This window comes from Mesorhizobium sp. B1-1-5 (assembly GCF_006443065.1).
GTDB lineage: Bacteria > Pseudomonadota > Alphaproteobacteria > Rhizobiales > Rhizobiaceae > Mesorhizobium.
Genome location: NZ_VFWS01000005.1, coordinates 24429 through 38070, shown reverse-complemented (window position 1 = coordinate 38070; position 13642 = coordinate 24429). Strand labels below are relative to the sequence as shown.

Genomic DNA, 13642 nt, shown 5'->3' with positions numbered 1-13642 from the left:
AAATGCGACTGAGCGGGCTCGGAAAATTAACCAATTGCCGTGGATGACTCGACCGGCAGCAATAGGCCTTTGACGATGCAATATGTGAGTACCCGCGGGGATGCGCCCGCGCTTGGATTTTCGGACGCTGTGCTGGCCGGCCTGGCGCGCGACGGCGGGCTTTACGTGCCGCGCGAGTGGCCGCAGTTTTCGGCCGCCGACATCCGCGCCATGCGCGGGCTTGCCTATCCGGATCTTGCCATCCGCGTGCTGGCGCCGTTCCTCGGCGGCGAGATCGCGGCGCCCGTCTTCGAGCGGCTGGTGCGCGAGGCCTATGCGACTTTCCGGCATGAGGCCGTCTGCCCGCTGGTGCAGACCGGGAAAAACACCTTCATCCTCGAGCTGTTCCACGGCCCGACGCTGGCCTTCAAGGACGTGGCGATGCAGTTGCTGGCGCGGCTGATGGATCATGTGCTTTCGGAACGCGGCAAACGCGCCACCATCGTCGGCGCGACCTCGGGCGACACCGGGGGTGCTGCGATCGATGCGTTCGCCGGCCGCGACCGCACCGACATCTTCATCCTGTTCCCGCACGGCAAGGTCTCGCCGGTGCAGCAGCGCCAGATGACGACGTCGAGCGCGGCAAACGTCCATGCGCTGTCGGTCGAGGGAAATTTCGACGACTGCCAGGGCCTGGTGAAGGACATGTTCAACGACCACGCCTTTCGCGACAGGGTGTCGCTGTCTGGTGTGAATTCGATCAACTGGGCCCGCATCATGGCCCAGATCGTCTATTATTTCTCGTCGGCCCTGTCGCTCGGTGCGCCCGACAGGCCGGTCTCCTTCACCGTGCCGACGGGCAATTTCGGCGATATTTTCGCCGGCTACGCCGCCAAGCGCATGGGCCTGCCGATCGAGCGGCTGATTATCGCCACCAACGACAACGACATCCTGGCGCGCACGCTGGCGAGCGGCGAATACCGCACCAAGGGCGTGTTCGCCACGACCTCGCCGTCGATGGACATCCAGGTGTCGTCTAATTTCGAGCGGCTGCTGTTCGAGGCCGCGGGCCGCGATGCCGAGACGGTGCGGCGCTATATGAACGGCCTGAAGCAGTCAGGCGCCTTCACCATCGAAGCAGGCGAGCTCAAGCGCATCCGCGCCGAGTTCGACGCCGGCCGCGCTAGCGTCGACGAGGTCGCCGCCACCATCCGCGCGACGCTCGAGGCGAGCAACTACCTGCTCGATCCGCATACGGCCGCAGCCGTCCGTGTCGCCGCCGCCCATGACTCCGGCGCGGTGCCCATGGTGGTGCTCGGCACCGCGCATCCGGCGAAATTCCCGGCGGCGGTCGAGGCCGCGAGCGGCATCACCCCTGCCCTGCCCGCATGGCTAGGCGGCTTGATGACAGCCGACGAAAAATACACGATACTTCCATCCGAGTTGAAAATGGTGGAAGATTACGTGGACCGCCACTCGCGGGCGGCGCGTTAAGGAGTACTTGCCATATGGGTGTTGAGGTAAGCCGTCTGTCGAACGGCCTGACAGTCGCCACCGAAACCCTTCCAAGCATCGAATCGGTTGCCCTTGGTGTCTGGGTGAAGTCAGGCGCCCGCAACGAGCGCGACGAAGAGCATGGCATGGCCCATCTGCTCGAGCACATGGCGTTCAAGGGCACCAAGCGCCGCAGCGCCTTCGAGATCGCCTCGGAAATCGAGAATGTCGGCGGCGAGATCAACGCTGCCACCAGCGTCGAGACGACCTCCTACTACGCCAGGGTGCTTTCCGACGACGTGCCGCTGGCGGTCGATATCCTGGCCGACATCCTGCAGGAATCCGAATTCGATCCCGACGAGCTGGAGCGCGAGCAGCATGTGATCCTGCAGGAGATCGGCGCCGCGCACGACACGCCCGACGACATCGTCTTCGACCGCTTCACCGAAACGGCTTTCCGTCATCAGACCATCGGCCGCTCGATCCTCGGCACGCCGGAGACGGTCAAATCCTTCACTTCCAAACAGCTGCACAGCTTCATCGAGCGCCAATATGACGCCGAGCGGATGGTCGTCGTGGCCGCCGGCGACGTCAAGCACGACAATTTCGTGCGCGAGGTCGAGAAGCGGCTTGGCGGCTTCCGCGCCAAGGCGGCGGGCAATATCCCGCAGTATGCGCAATATGTCGGCGGCGACTTCCGCGAGGACCGCGACCTGATGGATGCGCAGATCGTGCTCGGCTTCGAAGGCCGCGCCTATCATGTGCGCGATTTCTACGCCTCGCAGGTTCTGTCGATGATCCTGGGCGGCGGCATGTCGTCGCGGCTGTTCCAGGAGGTGCGCGAGAAGCGTGGCCTCTGCTACTCGGTCTATGCCTTCCACTGGGGTTTTTCCGACACCGGCATCTTCGGCGTGCATGCCGCCACCGGGCAGAGCGACATCGCCAAGCTGGTGCCGGTGATCATCGGCGAATTGCAGAAGGCCGGCGAGAGCATCCAGCAGGACGAGCTCGACCGGGCGCGGGCGCAATATCGCGCCGGCCTGATCATGTCGGCCGAAAGCCCAGCGAGCCGCGCCTCGCAGATTGCCCGGCAACTGCTGTTGTTCGGGCGGCCGATTGCCAAAGAGGAATTGATGGAGCGGCTTTCGGCGCTGACCATCGAGCGGCTGACCGACCTCTCCTCGCGGCTGTTCTCGACCAAGCCGACGCTTACCGCGGTCGGTCCCGTGGGCACGCTGGCGCCCTACGAGGCGATCCTCGAATCGCTTGCGGGCCCGCAGACGACGGCCCGCCGGCTCGCCGTCTGATCTTCGACCAAAACCGTGTTCGCGCTCCCTTTCTTTCGCCGCGACCTGCCGGCACTGAAGGGCGACAAGGTCACGCTGCGCGTGCCCTTGACCAACGACTACCGCGAATGGTCGGCGGTGCGCGGTGAAAGCCGCGCCTTCCTCGAACCCTGGGAGCCGCGCTGGCAGCCGGACGAGCTCGACCGCAATGCCTGGCGCCTGCGCATCAGCCGCTACCGCGAGGATTATGCCCAAGGCACGGCCATCGCCTTCTTCATCTTCGAAAAATCGAGCGGCAAGCTTGCCGGTGGCATCACGCTCGGCAACATCCGCCACGGCGTCGCGCAGAGCGGCCATATCGGCTACTGGATCGGCGAACGCTTCGGCGGCCGCGGCATGATGACCGAGGCGGTCAAGCTGGTGTCGCGCTTCGCCTTCGATACGCTGCGGTTGCACCGGATCGAAGCTGCCTGTATTCCCGAAAATGCCCGGTCGATCCGTGTGCTTGAAAAAGCCGGATTCCGGCGCGAAGGACTTCTGCGATCCTATCTCAGGATCAATGGCATCTGGCAGGATCACTACCTCTACGCCCGGATCGCGGACGATCCGCCGGGCGATGGAACGAAGGGCTGATTGTGACGAATTTTCCGCGATTAGCGTCGCTGTTCGCCCTCATCATGACGGTCGTCGTCACGCTTTTTTCGGCCATGCCGGCTTTTGCCGTCGAGCCGATCAAGATCGCGCGCGACGACAAGGCGCTGGACCTGTCGCGGGCTGTGGAAATCTACCGGAACCAGGGTGAGAATTTCCAGGTCTCGACGGCGCCCGGCCCCGACGGCATCGTGCGGCGCATCGAGGTGGAAGCCAATGATGCTCGCTCGAGCGGCGACTGGGCCGTCTTCGCGCTCGCCAACACCACCGACCAGCAGCTCGACCGGCTGATCGTCGCGCCGCATTTCCGGCTGGTGAATTCCGGCATCTTCTGGCCGGATCTCGGCTCCACGCGCATCGCCGCCATCACGCCCAGCGAGGGCTTCGCGCTCGACCGCCAGACAAGCCCGGACGCCGACGTGTTCCGGGTGACGCTGAACCCCGGAACGGTGGTGACCTTCATCGCCGAGCTCGCCTCGCCGAAACTGCCGCAGGTCTATCTCTGGGAGCCGGATTCATACAAGGACTCGGTCAACTCCTACACGCTGTTCCGCGGCATCGTCATCGGCATTTCGGGGCTTCTTGCGCTGTTCCTGACGATCCTGTTCGTGGTCAAGGGAACCTCGATGTTCCCGGCGACCGCGGCGCTCGCCTGGGCGGTGCTGGCCTATATCTGCGTCGACTTCGGCTTCCTCAACAAGATCATCGAGATATCGCCCGGCAACGAGCAGATCTGGCGGGCCGGCACGGAGGTGGCCCTGGCCGGAACCTTCGTGGTGTTCCTGTTCGCCTATCTCAATCTCAACCGATGGCATGGTCATTTCAGCTACGGCGCGCTGGTCTGGATCCTCGGGCTGCTGTTGATCGCGGGGGTGGCCATCGTCGATCCGGCGGTCGCCGCCGGCGTTGCCCGCATCTCGTTCGCCGCCACCGCGCTCACCGGCCTCGGCCTCATCATCTTCCTCGGCATTCGCGGCTATGACCGCGCGATCATGCTGGTGCCGAGCTGGGTGATGGTGCTGCTATGGCTATGCGGGTCGTGGATGGCGATCACCGGCATGCTGGACAACGACATCGCCCAGCCGGCGCTGGGCGGCGGGTTGATCCTGATCATCCTCTTGATCGGCTTCACGGTCATGCAGCACGCCTTCGCCGGTGGCGCGCTGCACCAAGGCCTGTTCTCCGACCTCGAGCGGCAGGCGCTCGCCGTCGCCGGCTCGGGCGACATCGTCTGGGACTGGGACGTGCTGCGCGACCGCGTGGTGACCAAGCCGGACATCAGTCTGCAGCTCGGCCTTGCGCCCAACAGCCTTGGGGGCGCGGCGCGCAACTGGCTGCCGGTGCTGCATGCCGACGACCGCGACACGTTCCGCACCACGCTCGACGTGGTGCTGGAGCATAGGCGCGGCAAGGTGGCGCAGAACTTCCGCCTGCGCGGCGCCGACGGCCATTACCACTGGTTCTCGCTGCGCGCCCGCCCGGTGATCGGCTCCGACGGCGAGGTGATCCGCTGCGTCGGCACCATGATCGACGTCACCGAGCAAAAGAAATCCGAGGAAAGGCTGCTGCACGACGCCGTGCATGACAATTTGACCGGCCTGCCGAACCGCGAATTGTTCATGAACCGGCTGGAAGCGATCATCTCGATCGCCCGCACCGAGGAGAAGGTGCGCCCGACGGTGTTCATCATCGATATCGATCGCTTCAAGCAGGTCAATGACGGCCTCGGCATCTCCGCCGGCGACACCATTCTGCTCACTGTCGCACGCCGGTTGCACCGGCTGCTCAAGCCGAAGGATTCGCTGTCGCGCTTTGCCGGCGACCAGTTCGCGCTGATGCTGCTTTCGGAACAGGACCCGGCCCGCATCGCTGCCATGGCGGACGCCATCAAGCACGCGATCAACAATCCGATCACCTTCGCCAAGCGAGAAATCGTGCTCACCGCATCCATCGGCCTGATCACCTGGACGACGGCGCAGACTTCGGCCGAGGACATGGTCAAGGACGCCGAGCTTGCCATGCACCAGGCCAAGCGTTTCGGCGGCGATAGAATCGAGCCTTTCCGTCCCGCCTTCCGCACCGTCGGCACCGACCGGCTGCAGTTCGAATCCGACCTTCGCCGCGCCATCGAGCGGCGCGAGTTCACGCTTGCCTACCAGCCGATCGTGCGGCTGGAGGATGGCAGCGTCGCCGGCTTCGAGGCGCTGCTGCGATGGGACCATCCGCGCCGCGGCATGATCCCGCCCGGCGACTTCATCCCGGTCGCCGAGAATTGCGGGCTGATCGTGCAGCTCGGCCTGTTCGCCATGCAGCAGGCGGCCGAGGACCTCGCCACCTGGCAGAAGCAGATCGGCGACGCGCCGCTCTCGGTCTCGGTCAACCTGTCCAGCCGCCAGCTCATCCGCCGCGACCTGGTCAGCGACGTCCGCTCGGTGATCGCGCGCGCCAATCTGAAACCGCGCTGCTTCCGGCTCGAGCTGACCGAATCCCTGGTGATGGACAATCCCGAGCAGACCGCGCATGTGCTGACCAAGCTGAAGCAGCTCGGCATCGGACTGTCGCTCGACGATTTCGGCACCGGCTATTCCTCGCTCTCCTATCTGACGCGCTTCCCCTTCGACACCATCAAGATCGACAAGAGCTTCGTCGACGACGCCACGCCGAAACGTGCCGTGCTGCTCAAATCCATGGTCAACATGGCGCATGAGCTGGGGCTTTCGGTCGTGGCGGAAGGCATTTCGGATGAAAGCGACGCGCTGGAGCTGCGCCAGATGGGCTGCGAATATGTACAGAGCTTCATGTTCGGCGCGCCGATGCCCGGCGACCAGGTGCTGAAGACGCTGAGGGAACAATATCCGCTGACCCAGGCTTAGAGGCCGTTTGGAAACTCTGCTCCTGCGGCCATCTGGAGGCGTTTTCTGCGCTTCCGGTGCTCACGTGCGTTAAGCACGCTCCGCTCCGGTTCTCGAAATCACCACCATATGACTCGCATGAGCGAGTTTCGAAACGGCCTCTGTGTCTGCTCGGTAGGCTAGGCGTGCCCGGCGGCGGCGCTCAGATGGGCGAGGTCGATGCCGATCGAGGCAAGGATACGGTCGTATTTGCGCTCGATATCGGTGTCGAAGAGAAGCTCTGGCGTCGCCGGACAGGTGAGCCAGCCATTTTCGGAGATCTCCGTTTCGAGCTGGCCGGCGCCCCAGCCGGAATAGCCGAGCGCCATGAGGGCATGGCGCGGGCCGCGGCCGGTCGAGATGGCGCGCAGGATATCAACGGTTGCCGTCAGACAGATATCGTCGGAGACGTTGAGCGAGGATTCCACGCGATAGTCGCCCGAATGCAGCACGAAGCCGCGGCTGCGGTCGACGGGGCCGCCGTTGCGCACGACGAAATCGCGCGTATGCGCCGGCAGGCGGATCGCTTCCTGCTCGTTCATGATGCCGAGTTGCACAAGCAAGTCCGGAAATAGCATCTGCTGCGTCTGATTGATGATCAGGCCCATCGCGCCCTCGTCGCTATGGGCGCAGATGTAGATGACGGAGCGCGCGAAACGGTCGTCCTTCATGCCAGGCATGGCGATCAGGAACTGATCGTCGAGGAAACCGCGTCCGGCGGCCGACTTCTTGTGGCGCAGCAAGTCCATGGCTTCAGCGTAACGCGTTTCGGCAGCGCCGAAAAGATGGTGCCAGTCCCCGATGTCACGCAAATATGATACCGGGAGAGCGATGAAGTCATTGCGCGGCCAAGAACGGACGGTCAAATCACCGCATGCGATACATGAAATTACTGGTTCTCGGCGTCGTTTTCGGGTGGGCGACAAGCCTGCCGGCCGAGGCCTCCTCCTCGAACTGGTACAACAGTGAAGGCGGCAAGGTTCGGCTGGTGACCACCGGCAAGCCCGACGAGGCCGGCAAGATCCACGGCGTGCTCGACATCGCGTTGAAGCCCGGCTGGAAAACCTATTGGCGCGATCCAGGCGACGCCGGCGTGCCGCCGCAACTCGACATATCTGGCAGCACCAATGTCGCCGACGCGCAATTGTCGTTCCCGCCGCCGCAGCGGCATGACGACGGCTACGGCAAATGGGCCGGCTACGATCGTCCGGTGTCGCTGCCGGTGACGTTCACGCTGTCTTCGCCCGACCAGCCGGCGACCATTGATGCCAACATCTTCCTCGGCATCTGCGAGACGATCTGCATTCCGGTGCAGACCCGGCTCAGCGTCGATCCCGGGTCCGATCCGGATAACGCGACCGACGCGGCCCTGGTGAAAACCGCGCTTGCGACGCTGCCCTCCCCGGCGCGGTCCGATTTCGGCATCAGGGTGCTGTCCAGCGACCATGAGACCCTTGTCGTCCAGGCGCAGTCGCCCGGCGATCCGCAATCCGTCGATCTCTTCATCGCCGGCGAGCGCAACTACATGTTCGGCGCGCCGGTGCGCAGTCAGAAGGATGGCAAGCTCGTCTTCACCGTGCCGATCCTCGACCGGCCGTCGGCGGCGCCGACCGATGGCGGGCTGTACTACACGCTGACCAGCGCCGAGGGTTCGGTGGACGGGCTGCTGCCTTTCCCTTGAGCCAGGGTCTTTCCGAGCCGGAATTCCGGACGGAAAACCGCTGCACGCTTTTCCTGGAATTGCTCTGAAGAGTTGCCGGAGCCCGCGCAGTCCGATATCGAAGGCATCGATCCTTCCCATCCCCCGAGCGAGGCACAACATGACCATTGCGGTTGGCGAAAAACTGCCCGAAGCGACCTTCAAGACGATGACCGCGGACGGCGCAAAGTCGATCACCGGCGATGAGATCTTCGCCGGCAAGAAAGTCGTGCTGTTCGGCGTTCCCGGAGCCTTCACGCCGACCTGCAGCAACAACCACCTGCCTGGCTATCTGGAAAACCATGACGCCATCCTCTCGCGCGGCGTCGACACGATCGCCGTCGTTTCGGTCAACGACGTGCATGTCATGGGCGCCTGGGCGCGGTTCACCGGCGGCGAAGGCAAGATCCTCTATCTCGCCGACGGCAGCGGCGATTTCGCCAGGTCGGTGGGACTCGACAACGATCTGTCCGGGGCCGGCATGGGCCTGCGCTCGAAGCGCTTCTCAATGATCGTCGACGACGGCAAGGTCGTGGCGCTCAATGTCGAGTCCAAGCCGGGCGTCGACGAGAGCGGCGCGGCGAAAATCCTCGAGCAGCTCTAGATCAGGATCAGGTTTCGTTGACCGCATGATCTTGTCCGAAAACCAGTTTCCACTTTTTGCGTTCGCTGACCTTCGGTTCAGGATCGTGCTCTTTGTTGGAGCATGATCTTGTCCGAAAACCGGTTCCCACTTTTCGGGATCATGCTCTGATGCTCGAGACCGTCTGGCGCGCAGTGGCGATCGGCATCGGCGCCACGGTGTTCATGGATATCTGGGCGATCGTCCTCAACAAGGCGTTCGGCCTGCCATTGCCCAACTGGGGCATGGTCGGACGCTGGGTGCGGCATCTACCGGAGAGGGTCTTTCACGACGATATCGCCAAGGCCGCGCCCTATGCGCATGAAAAGGCGCTCGGCTGGGCATTCCACTACCTCGTCGGCATTCTCTATGGCGTGATCCTGGTGGTGCTCGCCGGCGCAGGCTGGCTGGCGGCGCCGACATTCCTGCCGGCCTTCATTCTCGGCATTGTCACGGTCGGGGCCGGCTGGTTCCTCCTGGCGCCGGGCATGGGCGCCGGCTGGGCGGCGTCCAAGCTTCCCAATCCGATGAAGGTGCGCGCGCTCAACCTCATAGCGCACACGGTGTTCGCGCTCGGCATGTTCTCGACGGCGCTGCTGATCCGCTAACGATCAAATGCCGCTATGCGGCGTCGATGGGGCGCCAGCCGTGCAGGACGCGGCGCGCGCCGATATCATAGGCGAAGTAGTTGCCGCCGCCCGCCGGCTGATCCGCGATACGGCTGATCTGGCGGCCATCGAGCGAAAGCAGCAGAAGTGTCCCCACGCCTCCGTGGCCAATGAAAGCCACATTGCCGGTGAGGCCGGCGTCAAGCACGGCGTCGAGTTCGTCCGTGATGCGCTGCTGCGCGTCTATCGCCCTTTCCCATCCGCGGATGCTGTCGTGCGGCCTGGCGAAGAACTCGTCGGCAACCGCTTCGAATTCCGGCGGCGGCAGGAAGCCCGTCGCCGACCGGTCGTTCTCGTGCATCCGCTCCCGCACCTCGACCTCAAGATGAAGGTGCTTCGCCAGGATTTCCGCAGTTTCGACCGCCTTGCGTTCAGCGGACGACACGATGCGCCCTATCGAGCCAACCCAGGGCTGATCGAGCATCGCAACAGCCCTTGCCCGGCCGATGTCAGACAACCCCCATTCCGGCACCGGAATGTTGGCGTCGATCCGAACCTGCGGATGGGTAATGTAATAGGCGATCGGCAAGGCAAACTTTCTCCGATCAGATGCGGGCTGGATGGCCGATCAGTAACTCTGGGTCGAGCGTCGCGCCTTTGCTAGCGCTGGCCGCTTCGGCTGCGCTGCAGGCTGCGCCGCCAAGACGGGCTTCACCGGCCCCTTCTTGAACGGCGCCATGCCTTGCCGGGCCAGTTCGTCGGCGCGCTCGTTCTCCGGGTGGCCGGCATGACCCTTCACCCAGTGCCAGGTGACCTTGTGGCGCCGATTGGCCTCGTCGAGCGCCTGCCAGAGCTCGCCATTCTTGACCGGCTTCCTGTCGCCGGTTTTCCAGCCGTTCTTCTTCCAGCCGTGGATCCACTTGGAGATGCCGTCCATGACGTATTTGCTGTCGGTGTAGAGGTCGACCGCGCAAGGCTCCTTCAGCGCGTTGAGCGCGGTGATGGCGGCGAGCAACTCCATGCGGTTGTTGGTGGTCTCGGCCTCGCCGCCGGACAGCTCCTTGGTGACGCCGTTGTAGCGCAGCACTGCGCCCCAGCCGCCCGGCCCGGGATTGCCCGAGCAGGCGCCGTCGGTGAAGATCTCGATCTGCTTGTTCATGTCAGCCCGTATTCGGATGGCGACTTGATGGCGCGGTGGAAGCGCATGCGGCGGATATATTCGGTCGGATCGCGCTTCATCACCAGCCCGCCATCCGGAATGGTCAGCCAGTCATAGAGGCGGGTCAGCATGAAGCGCAGCGCCGAGCCGCGCGCCAGCATCGGCAGCGCCGCCTTCTCGTCTTCCTGAAGCGGCCGCACCGACTGGTAGCCGGCCAGCAGCGCCGTCCCCTTGGTCAGATTGAAGGAAAAATCCTTCTCGAAGCACCAGGCGTTGAGGCAGGTGGCGACATCATAGGCGTAGAGGTCGTCGCAGGCGAAATAGAAGTCGATCAGCCCCGACAGTTTCTCACCGAGGAAGAAGACGTTGTCCGGGAACAGATCGGCGTGGATGATGCCCTTCGGCAGGCCGGTGGGCCAGTTGCGGTCGAAATCGGCGAAATCGGCATCGACCTCAGCCGCCAAGCCGGGCTCGACCTCATCGGCGCGCTCGCGCGAGGCCGCCCAGAGCTTGCGCCAGCCGTCGATGGCCAGCGCATTCGGCCTTCGCATCTGAAAATCCCGGCCGGCAAGATGCAGGCCGGCGAGCGCTTTACCGACCTCGCCACAATGTGCGGCCGTCGGCCGCCTGAGCGACAGGCCTTCGAGGAAAGTGATGATGACGGCGGGCCGGCCGGCCAGCGTGCCGATGACGGTGCCGTCATGCGCGGTGACCGGCAGCGGGCAGGAAATGCCTTTCCTGGCGAGATGGCCCATCAGGCCGAGAAAGAACGGCAGGTCGGCCTTGTCGACCCGCTTCTCGTAGAGCGTCAGGATGTAGGAGCCGGTCGAGGCGTGGACCAGGAAGTTGGAATTCTCGGTGCCTTCGGCGATGCCCTTGTAGGAAAGCAGCTCACCCACCGGATAGGCGTTGAGGAATGCGGTCAGCTCGCCTTCGTTGACGTCGGTGTAGACGGCCATCCGGTTTCACGCCGCTCCATTGACGAAGGCCATGTCGGCCGCCGTCAGTTCGACATCGCGCAAAACCCGCATCACCGGAAAATCCTCCGTTTCCGTGGCCGTGACGGCCAGATCGATGGTGACATCGAAGCGTTGCCGGAACGCGTCGATGATCTCGTCGACGATGATTTCCGGCGCCGAGGCGCCGGCCGACAGGCCGAGCGTCCTGATCCCGGCGATCTCATCCCACGGAATTTCAGCCGCGCGCTGCACGAGAAGCGACATCGTGGCGCCGGCGCGCTCCGCCACTTCGACAAGGCGACGCGAATTGGACGAATTGGGAGCGCCGACGATAAGGAAAAGATCGGCGCCGGCCGCCGTCTCCTTCACCGCTTCCTGGCGGTTGGTAGTGGCGTAGCAGATCGATTCGGCCGCGGCCGCATGCAGTTCGGGAAACCGCTCCTGGAGCGCGCGAATGATGCCCGCGGTGTCCTCGACCGACAAGGTCGTCTGGGTGACGAAGCCCAGCGCCGAAGCGTCGACGGGCACGAAGCGCGCGGCGTCAGCCTCGGTCTCGATCAGCGTCACCGCGCCTTCCGGCAATTGGCCCATCGTGCCGATCACCTCCGGGTGGCCGGCATGGCCGATCAAAAGCACATGGCGACCAAGGCGCTGGTGGCGCATCGCCTGCTTGTGCACCTTGGAGACGAGCGGGCACGTGGCGTCGAGGTAGAAGAGATTGCGCGCTTGGGCGTCCGCCGGCACCGATTTCGGCACGCCATGCGCGGAAAAGACCACGGGCGACTGGCGATGCTCCGGCGGAATCTCGGACAGTTCCTCGATGAAGACGGCGCCCAGGCTCTGCAGCCCTTCGACGACGTAGCGGTTGTGCACGATCTCGTGGCGGACATAGACCGGCGCGCCGTATTTCTTCAGCGCCAGCACGACGATCTGGATGGCACGGTCGACGCCGGCGCAGAAGCCGCGTGGCTGGCAGAGCCTGATCGTCAGCGGTGGCTTTTTCTGGGTCATGAATGCAAGGCCGATTCAGTCGGAACCAAGAACATGATGCCGAAAAGTGTGAAGCGGTTTTCGGACGACATCATGCTCTATCTGTTTGATTAGGCGAAATGAGGTGCGCACCCCTGCCCTGTCAAGAGCGACGGCGCTCACTGCTCCTTCGCCGGGCGGCGCAACCTCAGGATCAGCACGGCTGCAAGGGCGGCGGCCAGCCCGTACCAGGTGACGGCATATTGCAGGTGGTTGTTCGGCAGATCGATGATGGTGACGCCGCCGACCGGCAGGCCGCCGGGATTCGGCGTCTTGTCGGCATCGACGAAGAACGGCACCAGCACGAAACCGGCAGGCAGGCCGGCGGTCGCCGCCATGACGTCGCGGTCCTTCCAGTAGAAGATGTTCTTGGCGACGTCATTGTCGGGAAGCATCATCGACGGCTTCGCGGGCAGCGGATTGCGGGCGAGCCCGGTCACCGTCACCTTGCCGGCAATTTCGCCCTGCCGGCGCTTGGAGGGATCCTTGAGGTCATAGGGAACGAAGCCGCGGTTGACGAGCACGAAGCGGCCGTCCTCGAGCTGCAGGGGCGTGTAGACGTTGAAGCCGCTGTCGCCTTGCCAGGTGGAAAAGAAGTGCCGCTCGCCCTGGTGCAGGAAAGTGCCTGTCACCGTCACGGGCGTGTAGTCGACATCGTGGGAAGCGGCGAATTCCTTCTCGACGTCCGCCAGAGCCAGCGGTGCGGAATGGGTGCGCTTGTCAATGGTTGCGAGCAGGCCTTCCTTCCAGTGCAGGCGCTGGACCTGCCAGGTGCCGAGCCCGATCAGGACAGCGAACAGGACAAGGCCGAGGCCAAGCAGCAACGCCGTGCGCGGCCGCGAAGGGCCGGCAACCAAACCGGTCGTCCCGCTCATTCGTTGGAATCCAGCCTGCCCTCGGAGGCCTTCTTCGAATACTGCAAGGTGATCAGCACACCCTTGATCAGGCGCAGCGCCGTCAGGCACAGCACCAGGGCGAGCGGTATCCACAACATAAAGTGCAGCCAGAGCGGCGGACTGAACGTCACCTCCATCCACAATGCCAGGCCGACGACGACGAAGCCGATGATCAGGATGACAAACACTGCCGGCCCATCGCCCGCATCGGCGAAGGAATAGTCGAGCCCGCAATTATAGCAGCGCTTGCCGACGGTGAGGAACCCCGAGAACAGCTTGCCTTCGCCGCAGCGCGGACAGCGGCCATGCAGGCCGGCCGAGATCGGATCGATGGGGGGCCAGATCGCCTTGTCTTCGCTCATGTTCTCA

At 64.2% G+C, this 13642-nt stretch carries 14 protein-coding genes; 7 read left to right on the top strand and 7 right to left on the bottom strand.

Annotated elements, in window-relative coordinates:
* Positions 1–75 precede the first annotated feature (75 nt).
* The 4 genes from thrC to FJ980_RS03410 are packed head-to-tail and all read left to right on the top strand — an operon-like array spanning position 76 to position 6283.
* Complete coding sequence (gene thrC, locus FJ980_RS03425; RefSeq protein WP_140541544.1) at positions 76–1473, top strand: threonine synthase; 1398 nt, start codon at positions 76–78, stop codon at positions 1471–1473.
* 14 nt (positions 1474–1487) lie between these two features.
* A complete protein-coding gene (locus FJ980_RS03420) occupies positions 1488–2780 on the top strand; it encodes a pitrilysin family protein (protein ID WP_140541543.1) in 1293 nt (430 codons plus the stop codon).
* Between the two features lie 15 nt (positions 2781–2795).
* Positions 2796–3392 (top strand): GNAT family protein, encoded by a 597-nt coding sequence (locus FJ980_RS03415; protein ID WP_140541542.1) that lies wholly within the window; start codon positions 2796–2798, stop codon positions 3390–3392.
* A 2-nt stretch (positions 3393–3394) separates the two neighbouring features.
* Positions 3395–6283, top strand: coding sequence for an EAL domain-containing protein (locus FJ980_RS03410; protein WP_176476983.1), 2889 nt, complete (start codon positions 3395–3397; stop codon positions 6281–6283).
* 158 nt (positions 6284–6441) lie between these two features.
* On the opposite strand, the gene FJ980_RS03405 is transcribed toward FJ980_RS03410, so the two are convergent.
* The gene (locus FJ980_RS03405; RefSeq protein WP_095767156.1) at positions 6442–7050 is read right to left on the bottom strand and encodes a YqgE/AlgH family protein; all 609 of its coding nucleotides are present in this window, start codon (positions 7048–7050) and stop codon (positions 6442–6444) included.
* Between the two features lie 125 nt (positions 7051–7175).
* On the opposite strand from FJ980_RS03405, the gene FJ980_RS03400 reads away from it, so the two are divergent.
* The 3 genes from FJ980_RS03400 to FJ980_RS03390 all read left to right on the top strand — a co-directional run bounded on the left by FJ980_RS03400 (position 7176) and on the right by FJ980_RS03390 (position 9230).
* A complete protein-coding gene (locus FJ980_RS03400; RefSeq protein WP_140541541.1) occupies positions 7176–7982 on the top strand; it encodes a protein-disulfide reductase DsbD domain-containing protein in 807 nt (268 codons plus the stop codon).
* Positions 7983–8121: 139 nt separating this feature from the next.
* Entirely contained in the window at positions 8122–8604 is a 483-nt protein-coding gene (locus FJ980_RS03395) for a peroxiredoxin (RefSeq protein ID WP_140541540.1), read from the top strand.
* A gap of 149 nt (positions 8605–8753) precedes the next feature.
* Complete coding sequence (locus FJ980_RS03390) at positions 8754–9230, top strand: DUF2938 domain-containing protein (RefSeq protein WP_140541539.1); 477 nt, start codon at positions 8754–8756, stop codon at positions 9228–9230.
* Positions 9231–9243: 13 nt separating this feature from the next.
* On the opposite strand, the gene FJ980_RS03385 is transcribed toward FJ980_RS03390, so the two are convergent.
* From FJ980_RS03385 to FJ980_RS03360, 6 genes are all read right to left on the bottom strand, one after another.
* Entirely contained in the window at positions 9244–9819 is a 576-nt protein-coding gene (locus tag FJ980_RS03385) for a histidine phosphatase family protein (protein ID WP_140541538.1), read from the bottom strand.
* Positions 9820–9858: 39 nt separating this feature from the next.
* Complete coding sequence (gene rnhA, locus FJ980_RS03380) at positions 9859–10389, bottom strand: ribonuclease HI (RefSeq protein ID WP_140541537.1); 531 nt, start codon at positions 10387–10389, stop codon at positions 9859–9861.
* Complete coding sequence (locus FJ980_RS03375) at positions 10386–11348, bottom strand: homoserine kinase (RefSeq protein WP_140541536.1); 963 nt, start codon at positions 11346–11348, stop codon at positions 10386–10388. The genes rnhA and FJ980_RS03375 overlap by 4 nt, the downstream gene beginning before the upstream one ends.
* Before the next feature lie 6 nt (positions 11349–11354).
* Complete coding sequence (ispH, locus tag FJ980_RS03370; protein WP_140541535.1) at positions 11355–12359, bottom strand: 4-hydroxy-3-methylbut-2-enyl diphosphate reductase; 1005 nt, start codon at positions 12357–12359, stop codon at positions 11355–11357.
* 137 nt (positions 12360–12496) lie between these two features.
* Positions 12497–13252 carry an SURF1 family protein gene (locus FJ980_RS03365; protein WP_181165022.1) on the bottom strand — a complete coding sequence of 252 codons (756 nt, stop codon included), beginning with the start codon at positions 13250–13252 and terminating at the stop codon, positions 12497–12499.
* Entirely contained in the window at positions 13249–13635 is a 387-nt protein-coding gene (locus FJ980_RS03360; RefSeq protein WP_140541534.1) for a DUF983 domain-containing protein, read from the bottom strand. Before FJ980_RS03360 ends, FJ980_RS03365 begins: the two co-directional genes overlap by 4 nt.
* Positions 13636–13642: the final 7 nt, after the last annotated feature.

Excerpts from the sequence above, each read along its gene's own strand:
- FJ980_RS03360 (WP_140541534.1), bottom strand. The coding sequence starts at position 13,635 with ATGAGCGAAGACAAGGCGATCTGGCCCCCCATCGATCCGATCTCGGCC.
- FJ980_RS03400 (WP_140541541.1), top strand. The coding sequence starts at position 7,176 with ATGCGATACATGAAATTACTGGTTCTCGGCGTCGTTTTCGGGTGGGCG.
- rnhA (WP_140541537.1), bottom strand. The coding sequence starts at position 10,389 with ATGAACAAGCAGATCGAGATCTTCACCGACGGCGCCTGCTCGGGCAAT.
- FJ980_RS03365 (WP_181165022.1), bottom strand. The coding sequence starts at position 13,252 with ATGAGCGGGACGACCGGTTTGGTTGCCGGCCCTTCGCGGCCGCGCACG.
- FJ980_RS03395 (WP_140541540.1), top strand. The coding sequence starts at position 8,122 with ATGACCATTGCGGTTGGCGAAAAACTGCCCGAAGCGACCTTCAAGACG.
- thrC (WP_140541544.1), top strand. The coding sequence starts at position 76 with ATGCAATATGTGAGTACCCGCGGGGATGCGCCCGCGCTTGGATTTTCG.
- ispH (WP_140541535.1), bottom strand. The coding sequence starts at position 12,359 with ATGACCCAGAAAAAGCCACCGCTGACGATCAGGCTCTGCCAGCCACGC.
- FJ980_RS03390 (WP_140541539.1), top strand. The coding sequence starts at position 8,754 with ATGCTCGAGACCGTCTGGCGCGCAGTGGCGATCGGCATCGGCGCCACG.
- FJ980_RS03405 (WP_095767156.1), bottom strand. The coding sequence starts at position 7,050 with ATGGACTTGCTGCGCCACAAGAAGTCGGCCGCCGGACGCGGTTTCCTC.
- FJ980_RS03420 (WP_140541543.1), top strand. The coding sequence starts at position 1,488 with ATGGGTGTTGAGGTAAGCCGTCTGTCGAACGGCCTGACAGTCGCCACC.
- FJ980_RS03375 (WP_140541536.1), bottom strand. The coding sequence starts at position 11,348 with ATGGCCGTCTACACCGACGTCAACGAAGGCGAGCTGACCGCATTCCTC.